The organism is Butyrivibrio sp., from assembly GCF_017433805.1.
In the GTDB taxonomy this organism is placed as follows: domain Bacteria; phylum Bacillota; class Clostridia; order Lachnospirales; family Lachnospiraceae; genus Butyrivibrio.
This window is the reverse complement of record NZ_JAFRGN010000046.1, coordinates 58,853-74,942: the sequence shown is the minus strand read 5'-3', so window position 1 is coordinate 74,942 and position 16,090 is coordinate 58,853. Positions and strand designations below refer to the sequence as shown.

Annotated in this window: 16 protein-coding genes; 1 reads left to right on the top strand and 15 read right to left on the bottom strand. The window is 41.6% G+C overall.

Translation table 11 applies throughout. The features are described from left to right. Positions 1-266: 266 nt before the first annotated feature. The 3 genes from IJI01_RS11805 to IJI01_RS11795 form a co-directional block, all read right to left on the bottom strand. Positions 267-1,334 carry a LacI family DNA-binding transcriptional regulator gene (locus IJI01_RS11805; protein ID WP_292190532.1) on the bottom strand — a complete coding sequence of 356 codons (1,068 nt, stop codon included), beginning with the start codon at positions 1,332-1,334 and terminating at the stop codon, positions 267-269. Positions 1,335-1,347: 13 nt separating this feature from the next. Further along, complete coding sequence (locus tag IJI01_RS11800; protein WP_292190529.1) at positions 1,348-3,147, bottom strand: glycoside hydrolase; 1,800 nt, start codon at positions 3,145-3,147, stop codon at positions 1,348-1,350. 212 nt (positions 3,148-3,359) lie between these two features. Then, positions 3,360-4,487 (bottom strand): aldo/keto reductase, encoded by a 1,128-nt coding sequence (locus IJI01_RS11795; RefSeq protein ID WP_292190527.1) that lies wholly within the window; start codon positions 4,485-4,487, stop codon positions 3,360-3,362. 273 nt (positions 4,488-4,760) lie between these two features. Here IJI01_RS11795 and IJI01_RS11790 point away from each other — a divergent pair, with 273 nt between their 5' ends. Beyond that, on the top strand, positions 4,761-5,627 hold the full coding sequence (locus IJI01_RS11790) for a sensor domain-containing diguanylate cyclase (RefSeq protein WP_292190525.1): 867 nt from the start codon (positions 4,761-4,763) through the stop codon (positions 5,625-5,627). A 30-nt stretch (positions 5,628-5,657) separates the two neighbouring features. Here the strand turns inward: IJI01_RS11790 and IJI01_RS11785 are convergent, their stop codons facing one another. The 12 genes from IJI01_RS11785 to IJI01_RS11730 form a co-directional block, all read right to left on the bottom strand. Then, positions 5,658-6,788 carry an SGNH/GDSL hydrolase family protein gene (locus IJI01_RS11785; RefSeq protein WP_292190523.1) on the bottom strand — a complete coding sequence of 377 codons (1,131 nt, stop codon included), beginning with the start codon at positions 6,786-6,788 and terminating at the stop codon, positions 5,658-5,660. A 15-nt stretch (positions 6,789-6,803) separates the two neighbouring features. Continuing rightward, positions 6,804-7,280 (bottom strand): methylglyoxal synthase, encoded by a 477-nt coding sequence (locus IJI01_RS11780; RefSeq protein WP_292190520.1) that lies wholly within the window; start codon positions 7,278-7,280, stop codon positions 6,804-6,806. 35 nt (positions 7,281-7,315) lie between these two features. Further along, positions 7,316-7,858: a hypothetical protein gene (locus tag IJI01_RS11775; protein WP_292190518.1), complete on the bottom strand. Its 543-nt coding sequence runs from the start codon at positions 7,856-7,858 to the stop codon at positions 7,316-7,318. A gap of 18 nt (positions 7,859-7,876) precedes the next feature. Then, a complete protein-coding gene (locus IJI01_RS11770; RefSeq protein ID WP_292190516.1) occupies positions 7,877-8,665 on the bottom strand; it encodes an MBL fold metallo-hydrolase in 789 nt (262 codons plus the stop codon). A gap of 153 nt (positions 8,666-8,818) precedes the next feature. Further along, on the bottom strand, positions 8,819-9,349 hold the full coding sequence (locus tag IJI01_RS11765) for a hypothetical protein (RefSeq protein WP_292190514.1): 531 nt from the start codon (positions 9,347-9,349) through the stop codon (positions 8,819-8,821). 21 nt (positions 9,350-9,370) lie between these two features. Further along, a complete protein-coding gene (locus IJI01_RS11760) occupies positions 9,371-9,667 on the bottom strand; it encodes an STAS domain-containing protein (RefSeq protein WP_292190512.1) in 297 nt (98 codons plus the stop codon). Between the two features lie 176 nt (positions 9,668-9,843). Next, a complete protein-coding gene (locus IJI01_RS11755) occupies positions 9,844-10,614 on the bottom strand; it encodes a methyltransferase domain-containing protein (protein WP_292190509.1) in 771 nt (256 codons plus the stop codon). A gap of 72 nt (positions 10,615-10,686) precedes the next feature. After that, on the bottom strand, positions 10,687-11,517 hold the full coding sequence (locus IJI01_RS11750; protein WP_292190506.1) for an AraC family transcriptional regulator: 831 nt from the start codon (positions 11,515-11,517) through the stop codon (positions 10,687-10,689). A gap of 156 nt (positions 11,518-11,673) precedes the next feature. Beyond that, positions 11,674-11,838 carry a hypothetical protein gene (locus tag IJI01_RS11745; RefSeq protein WP_292190504.1) on the bottom strand — a complete coding sequence of 55 codons (165 nt, stop codon included), beginning with the start codon at positions 11,836-11,838 and terminating at the stop codon, positions 11,674-11,676. 131 nt (positions 11,839-11,969) lie between these two features. Beyond that, on the bottom strand, positions 11,970-12,959 hold the full coding sequence (locus tag IJI01_RS11740; RefSeq protein WP_292190501.1) for a guanosine polyphosphate pyrophosphohydrolase: 990 nt from the start codon (positions 12,957-12,959) through the stop codon (positions 11,970-11,972). Between the two features lie 125 nt (positions 12,960-13,084). Further along, on the bottom strand, positions 13,085-14,995 hold the full coding sequence (locus IJI01_RS11735) for an endonuclease MutS2 (RefSeq protein ID WP_292190498.1): 1,911 nt from the start codon (positions 14,993-14,995) through the stop codon (positions 13,085-13,087). A gap of 316 nt (positions 14,996-15,311) precedes the next feature. Next, positions 15,312-16,076 carry a nucleoside phosphorylase gene (locus IJI01_RS11730; RefSeq protein WP_292190495.1) on the bottom strand — a complete coding sequence of 255 codons (765 nt, stop codon included), beginning with the start codon at positions 16,074-16,076 and terminating at the stop codon, positions 15,312-15,314. Positions 16,077-16,090: the final 14 nt, after the last annotated feature.

The following is a 16,090-nucleotide window of genomic DNA, read 5'->3' as shown; positions in this document are numbered from 1 at the left end:
GAATTCAGATATTTTATGGAAAGTTGGCTTAATTATATCAGCAACGTCAAGATTAAGCCCTATAAAACTTTAAAAAATCACAGAATTTTAAAAGTCGATGGAATTTACTGTTTCACTGGAATTTAAAATTTCAAGTCAGCACTAAAATTTTACTTCAAAAATTTTACACATTTTTAGTATATTTATTTCAATATATTTCGTAGATTTCCACAAAAAGAAGCACCCATCCTTTGGATGAATGCTTCCTCGTCTACGTATGTTAATATTCAGGCCTGATTTGGCCTGTTTTTCCTGATACTGCCTCTTTCCATAAGTGTAGTAGGTATCAGTGTCGTAAATGGTACATTGACATAGCCATTTATAAGCTTGGTGAGCGCTTCAACTGCAGCTCTTGCCATCTCGTCCATGTAGATATGGATACTTGTTATTGGTGGCTGCATGTATGACGCAAGGACCGTGTCATTATAACCAAGAACGCTGATATCTTCCGGAACCCTTAACCCTGCATTCTGAACAGCCTTGATAGCTCCGAGAGCTGTAGCTTCATTGTATGTGAAAAGAGCTGTAACCTTCTCTTCCTCTGGTCTTAAATTATTATCTCCTACAATAAACTTAACTATCTTGTCTGTAGCATCTCTTGCTGTACCAGTTACATCGATAGTCTCGGGATGAACCTTGCCCTGATATTCCTTGGTAATAGTCTTAAAGATTCTACGTCTGTCCTCAGGAGCTGAGATTGCCCTTGAATCCTTGGAATTTTCTGGTCCTACAAAAGCAATGTTAGCGTGACCAGCTCGTACCAGATAATCGACTCCCTGTCTTACTCCTGTTTCATAATTAGTCTTGATACTGCAGAATTTCTGCTCATCTGGGGAAGAATCAACGAATACGATCTTCTCAGTTCTTTTTTTCATGGCAGCAATTCGCTCTTCTGAGAACTGTCCTATGGCGATTATTCCATCTACTGGTCTTCCCATGTTCCTGTATTCAGAAAGCTCCTGATCAAACTGCATGGGAACAGCCTCGATCTCTTCCTCCATACATACCTTCTCAACATTGTTCTTAAGATACATATAGTAGGCATCCTCTATCTGCTCTCCAACACTGAGCATCTCCACAATTCCAACCCTTGAGAGCTTATGAAGCCCCTTCTTTTTGGCAGCTTCATATTTCTTTCTCTCAGTTTTGGTCTTGTAGTTAAGACGTCCGGCGGTCTCTATTATGAGCTCTCTCGTTGACTCTGGTACGTTTAAGGTATCATCCTCATTGAGAACTCTTGAAACCGTCGCTATGGAAAAGCCGCTCTCAGCCGCAATTTCTTTAAGTGTCGCCATGTATCCCCCTAAATCACTTGATAATAAATGTAGTGATTGAACTTCCCTTCATAAAGCTTGTGAATTTATTACCTTCCATTGTAATTCCACAAGACTCAGTAACATCTGCCCAGTTCTCGTCCTGACTGGTTCTGATAACTGTTATCTCACCGCTTCCAACTTCAAATTTGGACAGATCAAATTCCCACTTAAGGTCATCTGAATTGGTGTTAAGTGCCACTATTACGATGCTGTTATCAGCCTTGTTTACAGCAGCAACTGTGCAGTCTGAAGAGCCTACAAGTGTGTAACCTGGGCGGATATATCTTGAGAACTGTCCGAAAGCATAATATTTTTTGCTAAGAAGGAGCTCTCCTGTATCGTGGTCTGCAATAGCAATTCCCCAGAAAGGAGTTCCCTCTTCTATGATCTTATCTGCCTCTGCTCTTGTGCAGGTGTCGAACTTATTGTTGGAATCAACGTGAAGATCAACTGCATCCCACATGATCCATGCGCTTGGCATAAGGCCGTTAAGGTCTGTCATGATAGCTTCTGTAAAGCCAAGAGCCGCGCTCATTCCAGTATTCTTTTTTCCAATAGAATAAGTTCCATCAACCTCACTCATCCAGAGGTTAACGCCTGCTTCCTGAGCTGTAGAGCGAAGCATACTGCGCTGTGTTCCCTGATAGGAGTGAGTATCAATTCTTGTCACTACCTCTTTTGCCTCAGGTGTGAGCTGCTTATAAGACATAATTGCTGCCTCGATGCTGGTCTCATCAGAAGCGCAGATGATAATGTCTATTCCCTTATTCTGAAGCTCTTTGTTAAGCTCCACGAGAATCCTTGACTGTGACTCGCCCTGACTAAAGTGGCAACCTTCCTGCTTGTCGCTCCACATCTTCCAGTAGCTCGTAGCAGGCTCGTTCATTGGATCAACGCTCTGGAAGTTTATCACTCCCTCTTTTGCCCAGTGCTCGATAACATCTGCCATGTAGCAGGCAAAAGCTGTGTAGGAATCTTCCCTTAAGTTATCTACTGAAGGATCCTCTCCTCCGGAAGTACAGCCGGATACTGTCATGAAATATGGTGGTGAGTTGGAAAATGCTTCACCAATGAACTCATCGCCAGCTGCCTTAGCTGCAGCCATTAGGATATTCATCTGGTTCTTGTCAGCTTCCCAGTCGTAGTTCCAGGCAAATCCGCAGTCGAAATCTGCTCTGGCAAAATTAGTCTCGTAGTATTCCTTATTATTCTTGGATAAATCAATCTTAGTTACATCTGTCGCATAGCCAGGCACTACAGAATCTGATCTTCTGATGTGTTCCTTGTGAAGAAATGGACTTTCTTCCTTCATCTGAGCTGTAACATCCTTGCTAGTAACATTATCTCCGCCGCCTACGTTGTAACGGCCGATTGTCATTCCTAGGCCTGTTTCCTTATTGTAGAAAGCCTCTGCAGAGTCTGCTGTCAGCTTCTCACTGTATCCACACCTATTTGCCCACCAGCAAAGGCTTGTTCCAAAGCCCTGAAATTCGCCGTATCCATCTCCATTTGTATCATTAAAGGTCTGAATATCACTGGTATCAAGCTTGATTGTTCTCGAAATATCCATATTTGCTACCATTTCCTCTATATTTGTACTTGTTTCTCCTGCACCAGTCTCATCTGACTCATCCGCCTGTGATGTAGCTTCTGCAGCTTCAACAACCTGCTCTTTGCCACCAGAAACCTCTGAGCTCGTTGCGCCACTTCCGCATCCTACAAGCTGACTGCAGATCATGATTCCTGTCAAAAGACCTGCTGATAATTTCTTACTTAAAAATCTCTTTTTCATTTCTCCTCGCCTTGCATTAGTTAATGCCTGTTTCTTTCAAAACAATGATAATATATTTGGTTTTACAATAGAATTCATTTTTTTACTAAATTTTTACTATTATTTATGTGCATACTCATATAACGCTATTTCAATTATACACAAAAAAGACGATACTATTGCTTTGCAATAATACCGCCTTAGGGTTCATATTCTATTTGCTGATATCAGCATTACTCAAGCTCTTTGGCCACTTCCTTGAGGAAGTTTCTGATCTCAATATGCTGTGGGCAAACACCCTCACACGCTCCGCACTCTATGCAGGCGCTAGCCTTTCCATGGTCACCGGATGTAATGAATGCATTATAATGCCATTTCTGACTATTGTCCTTAAATGCCTTGTACATATTATATGCCTTGAAAATCTCAGGAATCTTAATATTCATAGGGCAATGGCTCTGCTCAACGCAATAGTGGCAAGAAGTACATGGAACTGCCTTAACTTCCTTGACTATTGAAACCACCTTGTCAATGGCCGTAAATTCCTGCTCGGTTAGTGGCTTGAAATCCTTCATGAAAGAAACATTATCCTTCATCTGCGCCATATCACTCATTCCGGACAGAACTATTCTGATGCCCTCCTGGCTTGCTGCAAATTTGATTGCGTAGCCGGCGTTAGAAAGATCGCCGCCCAAGTCGTCAAATACCTTCTGTGCCTCATCTGGAAGATTTACAAGGGTTCCACCCTTAACAGGCTCCATGACGATCATTGGCTTGCCATGCTTACGACAAACCTCATAACACTTGCGGCTCTGCACTCCAGGGTCCTCGTAGTCCAGATAGTTGAACTGGATCTGAACGATCTCAACATCAGGATATGTAGTAAGGATCTTATCAAGAACCTCAGCACTGTCATGGAAAGAAAGACCAACATGCTTGATCTTGCCTTCCTTCTTGAGCTCAAAGGCTGTCTCGTATGCTCTGCACTCTTTGTACTGCTCAAAATTTCTAGCATTCTGAGCGTGCATGAGATAGAAATCAAAGTACTCAACTCCACAAGCCTCAAGCTGGCTCTGGAAGAATGGTCTTATATCCTCTTCCTTGTGGAAATAGGAATCTGATAATTTGTTTGTTAAAAGAAATTTCTCTCTTGGATATCTATCTGAAATAGCTACCTTGATAGCCTTCTCTGACTTGCCATCGATGTATCCGTGAGCTGTATCAAAATAGTTGAAGCCATTATCAATGAAGTAATCAACCATATCCTTGAACTGCTCAATGTCTACCTCTGATCCGATCATTGGAAGTCTCATACATCCAAAGCCAAAAAAGGTTTTAATCTCTGGAAAAGAATTGTCCATCGCTTGCCCTCCGAATCACGCAAAAAACAACTGAACGACAATCAGTCATCAGTTGTGCGCAATAATATGTTATTAAACCTACCTATCAGCTATTTTACCACAAATCTTGCCAGCTAAATATATGGCAATTTATCCGATTATTCCAAACTGTTGTTGTGGATTTTTATGATGGTGTTTGCCAAAAGTTAATCATATTTTAATATTATAAAAACATTTATATAACGTAATTATGATAACATTTAAATAGAGGATTTTGCCCATTAAAGGAAAAATATGGACCTGAATAATTCTGATATTCTAAACAACATATTGTCCATTATACCCGTTGGAGTATTTTGGAAAGATAAGGACAGACGATTCCTTGGAGCGAATCAGATGTTTTTGGATTACTATGGCTTTAATTCAGTGGAAGATATCATTGGAAAGACAGACGAGGACATGGGCTGGCACATCGACCCTGAGCCCTACAGAGCTGTTGAGTACAGAGTTATCCATAATGGAGAAGTGGTAAAAGATGTTCCTGGTCAGTGCATAGTTCAAGGACGAGTTCGCAATATCCGTGCTTCCAAATCTCCCCTTAGAGTCAATGGCGAGATTGTTGGCCTTGTAGGTTCTTTTGTAGATGTCACAGATGACATGGCAGAAAAAGATCGTCTGTCTGTACTGTCTCAGACCGACGAATTAACTGGTGTATTCAACAGAAGAGCCTATGGCGAGATTGCCAAAAAATACGAGGAGCAGTATCAGAAAGACAAAACTGACTTTGCACTATACATGATGGATCTTGATGATTTCAAGAGAATAAATGATGATCACGGTCATGAGTATGGTAACCTTGTACTCCAGTCACTGTGCAAGAGCCTGACTCTCGTGGCTGCAGAGAACTGCGTTCTGTTCAGATATGGAGGCGACGAATTCGTACTGCTCCATCAGATAAATGACCCTTCAGAAGCTGAGGAGATGCAAAAGAAAATCCTCAAGGCTGTTGATGCTCCCAGAAATATTGATGGCATCAACCTCTCAGTTCGTGCATCTATCGGTTATGCACTATACTCAGAGACCACTTATCTATCCACACTTATCGAAACTGCCGACCAACGTATGTATGAAATGAAAAAAGAGCATAAGGCAAATACGTGAGTATTGCCCTACACTCTTTGTTTTTGATTGTCAGTCGGCCCAGCCGAGCTTAATTCTTAGATAATGCACAAGCTCCTTGGATGCATTCTGATGAGATTTAACACCAGGATGCATATGTGAACCATAAGTGTCCATAGTAGTATCTGGAAGCTGGAAGAATGAGATTTTCTCATCTCCGGCTTTTTCTTTGTATTTATTGATGCCTTCAGTTATCACAAGATTAAGATCTGAACCCAGCATTCCATAGCACCATACAATCTGTGCATTTGGATTATGCTTTCTCAGCATAGTAAGGAAGCCCACGATGGCATCAACAATCTTGAGCTCATCCTCTCTGTTCCTTGTGCCGTCGCTGTTCAGTCTCATCTTGTAAGTCTTACCATCATCAGGGTTAACGAACTCTGGCTGGTTAAAAGAAGTAACATCATTAGTTCCAAGATTAACGATGATAGCATCTGGCTGCCAGCTTGCAAAATCATATTCCTCTGCAGCACCAAGTTCTTTATTCATCTCTCCTGGAGCAAGTCCGCACACCTTCTCGTACACAGAAGGAAGGTTATGTCTTACGTCATTATCCCATCCGGTGAATACTCCCCAGCCACCCTGAGAAATAAGATGGTAATCAGCGTTAAGTGCCTTGGATGTCATGGTCGCATAGTTAGCAGAAGCGCTCATGTACATTGGAATCCAGTCTACATCGTCAAATGCACCGTAGCTTCCTTCTCCGGAAGTTATACTGTCTCCAATAAACTCGAGCTTTCTCTCATATTTAGGAACGCTCTGGAACTCGCCATCATGCTTAAAGCCTTTAATAAGGAGCTTAACCTTAACGTCATCTCCCATGGCCTGAAGTTCTCTGTAGAATCTAACTCTTTTTGCTACTGTTGGATCCATGCTCCTGAAAAGGCACAGACTGTGCTCTCCTGGAAGAAGCATCTGTCTTGATATAAAGGCCCCGTTTATCTCAAGAGCTATCCACATCTCATGGAAATCTGAATCTGTCTCAACATCGATCCAAAACTCAGAACCAGTAACAACTACCTCAACACCTCCTCCGTTGAAAAAGATAGGAAGTGGCTGACGCTGACGTCCCATTCTGCCAAGGACGTGAATCTTATCTGAAGCTAATGAACTTACCTCTGTGTATTGTAAAACACTCATAATAATCCTCTTTTATTATTTGTTAGGCAGAGTCTCTGCTCTGTGCTCAATGTTCTGCTGGAAATTAATAACGTCGTGATTGTACTCTTCTTCCATAAGTGAAGAGTTGATAAGAAAGTCTGCTGTTGCTTTGTTGTTGGCAAATGGAATGTCATAAACCTGTGCAATTCTCATAAGAGCCTTAACATCAGGATCGTGTGGTGCTGCTGTAAGAGGATCTGAAAAGAAAATAACAAAATCAATCTTGCCCTCTACAATCTTGGCACCAATCTGCTGGTCACCACCAAGTGGGCCTGAGTTATAGCCTCTAACTGGCAGATCTGTAGCATCAGCGATCATTCTTGCTGTTGTTCCTGTTCCGCACAGGAAGTGCTTTTTAAGGATTTCTGAATTCTCCTTGCACCATCTGATAAGCTCTGCCTTTTTGCCATCGTGCGCTATAAGTGCGATGTTTTTCTTTTTAGGTATTGTAAGTGTAATCTTTTCTTCCATAGTTCTTCCTTGTAGTTTTTATATTTTAATTTGTATTACTTCTCGTTGTCGGCTTCTCTTTTATCAAGAAGATATCCGATAATAGCGCCTGATAAAACGCCAATGATTGTTCCCATGAACAGATTGGAAATTGTAAGTCCAATGACAAAGCCCGCAATAAGGCCGATCATTACATACAAACCTGTCCAGGATGTCTTTTGCTTCTTCATGGAATAATAATCAGAGCCGTCCTTGTTCTCGCGATAAACATATCCGGCTTTCTCAAGACCTCTAACTCTGTGATCATTCTCATGTCTGCAATGGGTGCTGATTTCTCTGATTTCCTTAAACTGGAAAACAAATCTGGCCATTGAATAAAACAGTTCCTGAATGTATTTGGACTTCTCGTATTCAGGATTTAGGTCAGCTGCCATTCTGACCTCCCCATGAAGAACACCATCTTCAAAATGGATGCTTCCTACTTTGGTCTGATCACCATTGTTAAGAGAAACACTCCACTCATCTTCCAGGACATTTTTCTCATTGCCTGGTGATATTAAAAAATGCTTAGTCACAAGCGGAAAAAGACTCTCTCCCATAATTCCCCCGCTCCTTTCTCAGATATTCCCGTCAATATATACTATCACATGATCGTCCTGCTGGTACTGTCTATCTTCCAAAACTTTGAATGGATGCTGCTTGCAGACACCGCCAAACCACTCATAAGGCTTATCGTCCAGTGTCTTGCCATCGACAATTTCTTGAATTCCATCTCTTACACAGCGCATAAGTGAGATATCATCAAAATCTCTGGCGTGTCCGTGAAGGATGTAATCTGCCTCTTTTTCCAAAAAGAGAACATCATCAATTGCCTTAACGCACTCTCTGTAAGTGATAGAGTGCGGAACCTGAAGCCATAGGTGATGATTGATCGCATCTCCTGTAAAAAGAATTCTATCTTCCTTGAGAAGTAGCAGGATTCCGCCTGGTGTGTGTCCTGGAATGTCATATACTTCAAGCGTTTTACCCCCAAGGTCCACAACATCGCCGCCCTTAATCTCTTTAAAAGGAGGCATTGATGCTCCTCTTTTCTGACATTCTGCGGCAAACTCAGGATTCTCAATAAATTCTTTGGTAAGCGGAATATCTTTTGGATTAATATAAGCCTCGTCAAAATAGACATTTCCATAGATATGGTCCGGATGACCATGCGTGTTGATAACTATGACAGGCTTGTCAGTAATATCTGCGATTACTTTCTTATAATCATGATAACCCATCATTGTGTCGATAAGACATGCTTTCTTTTCCCCAATAACAAGAAAACCTGTGCACTCGTGGTTTTCATCCAAAAGATACAGATATGGTCGCAGTTTCTTAACTATCAGTTTTTTGCCTTCTTCCATACGTTTACCCTCCTAAATACCATAGTAATGGATTCGCGAAATAACCTCTACCTAATTGTTGCGAGTATAGGAAAAAGCTAATATTTTTTTGCAAAAAAACAGGACGACATCCACTCATGCCGTCCTGGAAATATCATATATACTTAGCTTTTTTCACAGATTCTTGGTAACAGTCATCTCTACAACGCCGCCCTTGATAGAAATCTTAATATCATCGGCAATTTTCCTAAGGACTGACTGCTCGTAGTGATCCCACTCAGGATCTTCGATATATCTTCCAACCACATCAGAAGCTACATCATCAGGAAGTTCATAATAGGTCTTGTCGCTATCGGAGAGCATTGCTTCCTCAAAAGCATCTCGCAGCATTCCTAGGAAGGTTGTTGCTGCCTCATTTTTCTTGGAAGATGCGGATGAAAGAAGAAGGTGTCTCTTTTCCTTATCCATTACAGTCTGAGTAGTCATCTTGAGGTCATACCTGGCATCCTCGCACTCAACCCAGAATGATGCCTTGATCTCGCCGGTTATACTGCGGGCCATGCTCAGCATTTCCTCAGCGCACAGCTGAAGTTTCAAGGAATCCTTAGCATCAAGCCCGTTGAAATCAGCAACTTTCTTGGTGGCCTCAACTGCCTCTTTAAAACCAGTTCCTTTATTATCAATTGTAACAACATCTGACTTCATATAAGGCACCTCCTACGCACGTCACTCGATATCCAGCAAGTTATCAAAACCTGTAACCTCAAATACCTCTTTTACAATATCGTTGGCGTTAATGATCTTAACATTTCCTTTATTGTGCAACGTCTTCTTGGCTATAAGAAGTGTTCTAAGGCCAGCTGATGAAACATACTCAAGATTTTTCATATCTACAACCAGGTCCTTAACGTTATCAAGGCTGGTCCTTATCTCCTGCTCCAGATCAGGTGCTGTCATAGTATCAAGTCTTCCTTCAAGTGCAATTTCAAGCTGGTCGCCATTAAGATTCTTTGTAATAGTCATTCTCGCCCTCCTTGCTATAATTGTATTACGCATCACGCTCACTTACTATTTTGCATCAATTATTTTAACATAATTGAGTATATTTTTATAGTAATCAAGCGCTTCGCTTTATTAACTTTTTCTAATATTTTACCCATAGAAAAAGCGATAAGCTCTTAACTTACCGCTTGTCACCATTACTTTTTCTTAGCAACTATGAGATATCTGTGGATAGTTCCTTCTACCTTACCGTCTCTATCGATAATCTCCTGCATCGCAAGGAGCTTATCAAAGCACTTATCTACAGAAAATCCTGGGAATTCCCACTCGATGATATGAGCAAACCACACAAACGCTCCAATATCAAAGAATCTGATAGGTCTGAATACCTCTTCTGCACGGATAATCTCAAATCCAGCCTCTTCAAATTTCTGTCTCTGAATAGATAATTCAAGATCAGGGAAAGGCATAGGCTCGTCAAGAAGGACCATCTCTACAAGGTCTCTGTCATTTTTAGAGCCAACCTGCTGTGTTATGAAAAGGCCTTCCGGCTTAAGAAGTCTGTGTGCTTCCACAGGGTCAAAGCTTCCGTGTCTGTTTATCATCATGTCAAAAGAGCTGTCGTCAAAAGGAATATTTGACTCGTCATCACAAGCTCTAAAGTCAATTCCAAGAGGTGCAAGTGTCTCCTTGCAAAGCTCCACGTTTGGTGGATAGCCTTCTGTAGCTGCAGTATTCTGATAAGGATGTTCCAAAGACAAAAGGAACTCTCCGCCGCCAGTATCAAAGTCCATAAGCTTCATATCTGGAAGAAGATACTCATCAATGATCTTCTTGTAATCCCATGGAAGATCGTCCTCTTCCTCATATCTGTCGTGGATGTGAGAGAAATCCCAGCCGTGGATATGAGCTATTTTCTCCTCTGCTTCCCACTCTTTTCTAAGTTCACTAATTCTTTCGTCTGTCATTATGTCTGCTCCTTTAGTTAGTCATGTTTACCATTCTACCAAATCCAAAGGAGCAGTAGAAGTCTATATTTCTCAATCTTTCTTAAGAGGAACCCAGATGTATACTGACATTTCGGATGAACCTTCCTGTGGTGGAAGATAAACTTCAATATCATACTCTCCTGCAAGTGAGTATCCCTTAAGCGTTGGAAGCCACTCTGACCATATCTTGGTGTTAGTATCCTGTAGTGTTTTCATTGTGCATGGAAACTCTGCCCACTCGCTCTCAGGAATCATTCTTGTCTCGCATCCTTCAGGAATCTTCTCCCATGGGAAGTACAGATCTGCGATCCAATAGTCAAACTCTTTTCCTTTCATATCAAGGCATACGCCAAAGGTTCCCATAATAGGGCGCTTCTCACCCTGAGCAAGCAGTTCATCCCAGAACTTAGGAATCTCCTGATAGCTTGTATCTGAGTTAAAAGGTCTCTTAACTCCAACAATTGTAAACGGTGCCTTCTTAACAATACGATAATCCAACATAGTACCACCCTCCATCGTGATTTTAATATGCAGCGGTGCAAAAGAGCGAAGCGGCGCCCCAGGCTCCTTGGCCTGAATAGGCGTAATTCCATGGAACTTCTGGAAAGCCTTGGTAAAACTATCCGGTGAATCGTAGCCATATTTAACGGCCACATCGATTACCTTAACGTCCTGCCTACTAAGTTCCTGTGCTGCCAGAGTCATTCTGCGCGCCCTGATGTATTCTCCGACAGTCACACCACAAAGTGCTCCAAAAATGCGCTGATAGTAGAACGGCGATAAAGCCGCCTTACTGGCTATGACCTCAATATCCAGCTCATCCGTCAAATTCTCTTCTATGAAGTCGATGGATTCCTGGAAGCCTTCGATCCAACCTTGCATCACGTTCACTCCTTTCCTTCACTGTACTATCAGTATATCTATCTGCTAAAAGGTGCACCCGACATTCTGTGCACTCTTAGTAGGGGCGTAATATTCTCACAATTTCCTTGTAGTATGCCATGCACAGGAATCTCGATGTTTCTCTTTTTAGCATACTCATAGAGCTTCTCGGGAACAAGGAGATATTTCGAAGATCATGTCAAAAAAGTTCTCGTAGCACTGCTCGAATTCCTCAGGTGTTACCTCACTTGCTTTTCTGCCCTTTGGGCTCATCTCTATCTTTTCTTTTGTCAAATTTCTGATAAAAATATCTCTATTCATTTTCATACCCTCTCTTGTGTCTGTTCATGTTGTCTGTTCAAAGCGCTTTTACATTTTCAATAATATCAGCGCCCTATAGGTATTCAAATAGATAGAATAATTATAATAAAGTTTACCCTAATACCTCTTTTCTAGTCTATTACATCGTTCTGGAATCTGGACAGGTGCTCAAATGGCAGAATGAGCCTTCCTCTATATAGTCCGCAGCCATCATTTATGAGGCTGTTATTGATTGCTCCGAACATGTTTACATCTATCTTAGACAGCTCCAGCTGCTGAAGTAGCATTCCTCTTTCAAAGGCTTCATCAAAAAAGATGCATTCTCCCTGAGGAATCTTGTTTCTCTTTGCGCGCTCTTTTTGCTGTCTCTTTTCATAGCCAAGATGATTGGCTGGGCCTATCTCTGCGTAGTCATCCATGTCTTTTGTGCGGAGCTGAACCTCGACATAGCTTCTGGATTCGTTGTCATAAAGAGTTATGTGAAGAGACTCATAGCCATAAGGACTTGGGTTACTGATGTAGTCCTTAAAATATGGTCTTACTGATTCGCTTAACCTTTCTGAGGTTGATGAACTGTTTATGGAGGACATTTCTGGACTAAAGCCTCTTTGCTCCAAGAAGTCCGGCAGCATATTTGCTATTTCATAGAGGTACTTAAGCTCAATCTCCTGACGCTCTTTTGGGTCACTTACGTGGCACCTTGGCATGGATATTACAATTCTATAGGCGATGAGATCCCTGAAATGCTCTATTTTACTCTTCACTTCATTTGCCTCAGGAAAAGAGCCATGTTCCTTGTAGTAATTGTAGACAGTCTCTACGATATAGGCGTTAAATTTCTCTTCAGCTCTGATAAGCGATTTAATTCGTCCCTTGAAGGTAAAGGCCAGCTGAGGATATTGTCTTGTCATGTACTTGTAAAGTTCGCGAATTCTCTGAGACTGGGATGTGAGGAAGTCATTATGAACCAGTAACTCCTCCATTCGCAAAAGGAAATTGCTATGGAACATATCTACTGTATTGCCAGTCTTAATCGAGGATTCTTTTAGATCCCTGGAATACATCTGCAATATCTTGAGCACAGTGTCCCCGTTGTATAGATAATCATTTAATGTAACCATTCCATACCTCCTCCAAAAAAATAAGCAAAGATGCCCTGTTCAAGCACCTTTGCTTTCTTTGTTACTTATATAGTAACCCTAATTTTACTTTTTCCCAAGCTGTTTTTTATGTTACTGCTTTTGCGTTAGTCATCCTCGTCATACACAATTACTTTATCCGTAAGCTTTCGGCTCATTTCATGCCTTGCCTTGCGATTTGCCACAGTATCAAAAACTATGGAGAAATCATAGTTTTCTGGATAGAGCTGGTCTGCTTTCACATGGAGTTTGACGCGCTTATGGTTGATGTAAATCTTTTTGTTCGGAAGCTGTACTCTAAGAATCCCCTTTTTATTTATTGGCTCACAAACAATTCCTATCTTCTTGTCAGGATAAATCATTACGCTATCACCAATGCTGAATTTCTGCTCCAGTTCTGCTGTAGAATGAATTTGCTTAGTCTTAACAATCCTGCTTCCAGATGTCTTTTTACTGCGTTTATTCCCGATAGCAAAAACATAGTCCTTAGCAGCATCTTCTCCGTAAGCGGCCTTTGCTGCAACTTCCAGCATTTCAGCTGGCATGCCGAGCCTTTCTGCAATGTAAAAAGCACAACTGTTTCCAGCTTCTCCAATGACCATCTCATAGGTCGGACGAAGAGTCTCTTTATCAAAGGCCATTCTCGCGTTCTCAATGTGCTCTGTCCTGGCTGCATAATCCTTGATCTCTGGATAATGGGTTGTTACAAGGAAATTGGCATTACTTTTCTTAAGTTCTTCAAGTATGGCAACCGCAATTCCCATGCCCTCCGCAGGGTCTGTACCTGAGCCAAGCTCGTCCATGATAACAAGGCTCTCATGATTAATTTGGCTCAGTATATCAAGGACATTTTTAATATGAGCTGAAAATGTGGACAGATTCTCAGACAAGTTCTGGCCATCTCCTATATCAGAAAGAAAATTACTATTCATGCAGATATCGGCTTCCTTGCAGGCTACATGTAGTCCGCACTGTGCCATGTAGCAACTAAGCATTACAGTCTTGATGGCAACTGTCTTTCCGCCTGTGTTGGGGCCCGTGATGACTATTCCTCGCACGTCTCCCTCTCCAAGAGTAAAATCCAGCGGGACATTAATCTCTTTATCCATCAGAGGGTGTCTTGCCTTCACAAGCTTAATACGCCTTTCCAGATTTATGAAAGGCTCCGCGCAATCCAGCTCGATACTGAGCTTTCCCTTGGAAAAAATATAGTCCAGCTTTTCAAGCATCTTTATGTTTTCTTCCATGATCTGGGCATCGTCAGCCACCATGACTGTGAGGGTATAAAGGATTCTGTATACTTCATTTTCCTCATCGATACGCATTAGCTCCAGCTCATCATAACACTTTGCAAGCCCCTCAGGTTCCACAAAAAGTGTGTTTCCAGTTGAGGATTTATCGATCACACTTCCAGGAATCCTGAATTTGTATTCTTTCTTTACAGGAACGCATACTCTACCATTTCTCACAGTATGATATGAATCAGCCATGAAATCCTTATTTTTTCTTATGATCTGATCAGCCTTCTGCTTCATGTTTTCTTCCATGGCAGCTATATGGTTTCGGAGATCATACAGCTCTTTTGACGCCCTGTCATCCACTTCTTCGTTTCTGATCTGACTTACTATCTCTTCCCTGAGCTCAGTTAGAGGATTTAAGTTTTCATCATAGTAGGCAAGGCTGTTATTGTACTGCTTGCCGCGTGACAGATAGTCCATCATCCTCTCAACAGCTACCAGAGCTTTTTCAACTCTCTCAAGTTGGTATGGAGTCAGGCACTTGCCCTTTTCTGCTATAGTCAGGACCTCTCGCACTTCTGTTACGTTCTGAAGTGGAGGATTTCCAAGCTTTTCTATAAATGCCCGGCTATCTGTCGTATCCTGAAGTGCCTTTCGAAGTGCACTTTCACTTAGTATAATTTCTGTCTCACGTATCTTTTCCTTGGCATAATCTGTACTTGTGAGCCCCGCCCATATTTCTTTTATCTTATCAAATTCAATTTGTGTCTCTGTGTTCATCTGTATTCTCCAAAACGAAAAAACCATGATACCTTACGCCAAGATATCATGGTTCTAAAATCAGACACATCAAACAATAACCTCATAAAATGCGGTTCTTACCATAATATTATTAAGCGTAATCTAATAAGCCAGTAGATTTCACCACTAACCCATAAGTATTGATTCATTGAATCCTTATGCTCATTGCAATATCGTATATCCGTATTGCAATGAATTATCTTACAACACTTAACATAAATTTCCTCTTTTTTATATTATGGTTAACACATCTTATGTTAATTCGACTATATTACCTATACAGTTTCCTGTCAACTTAGAATCTCTTCAGAACCTCAAGCCCCAGTAAAAGAGCTTTCTCATGGGAACTTGTACCGAAATCTCTCTCGTCATACTCATGGACATTTGCAAGTGAATCTGCTGTAAAGAGGAACTGTCCAAACTTGGCACCTCTCTTTTGACAACAGGCAGCAAGGGCTGCGCATTCCATCTCTACAACAGAGCAACCTTCTTCAAGCCTGTGCTTTACCATGTCCTTGGTCTCTCTAAAGAATGCATCTGTAGTCCAGGTAGTACATGCTACAAATGGCAGTCCCTGCTCAGTAAAGCTCTTTTCTATTGCATTTATTGCCTCGCTATCAAGATCGATATATCTTGATGCCGGAACATAATGATAGGACGTTCCTTCATCCCTAAGTGCTCTGGTTGGCACAAGGAAAGCATTCTCAGGGATTTCATCCAGTACGCCACAGGAGCCAACTGCAATAACCTTTTTGCATCCGCAGCTGACAACTACGTCCATTAGCTGCACTGCTGCCGGCGCACCGATCTGTGACTGCACAAGGCAGAAATCCTCTTTTTTCCCATGGACCACATATATCTTGGTTGTGTGAGAAACGTTTATCATTTCCTCAACAACTTCCGCATTATTCCTCTCAGCGTACTCATGAACCACGTCTCCTAGAAATGTAAAAAGACATTTCTCAGGAAGCTTTAAATCCTTGCAGTCATGGTCTGGTGGAATAACTTCCGCAGAACAATCATCATATTCCAAAACTGGAAATTCGTTTGTAATTATCATACGTTATCCTTTCA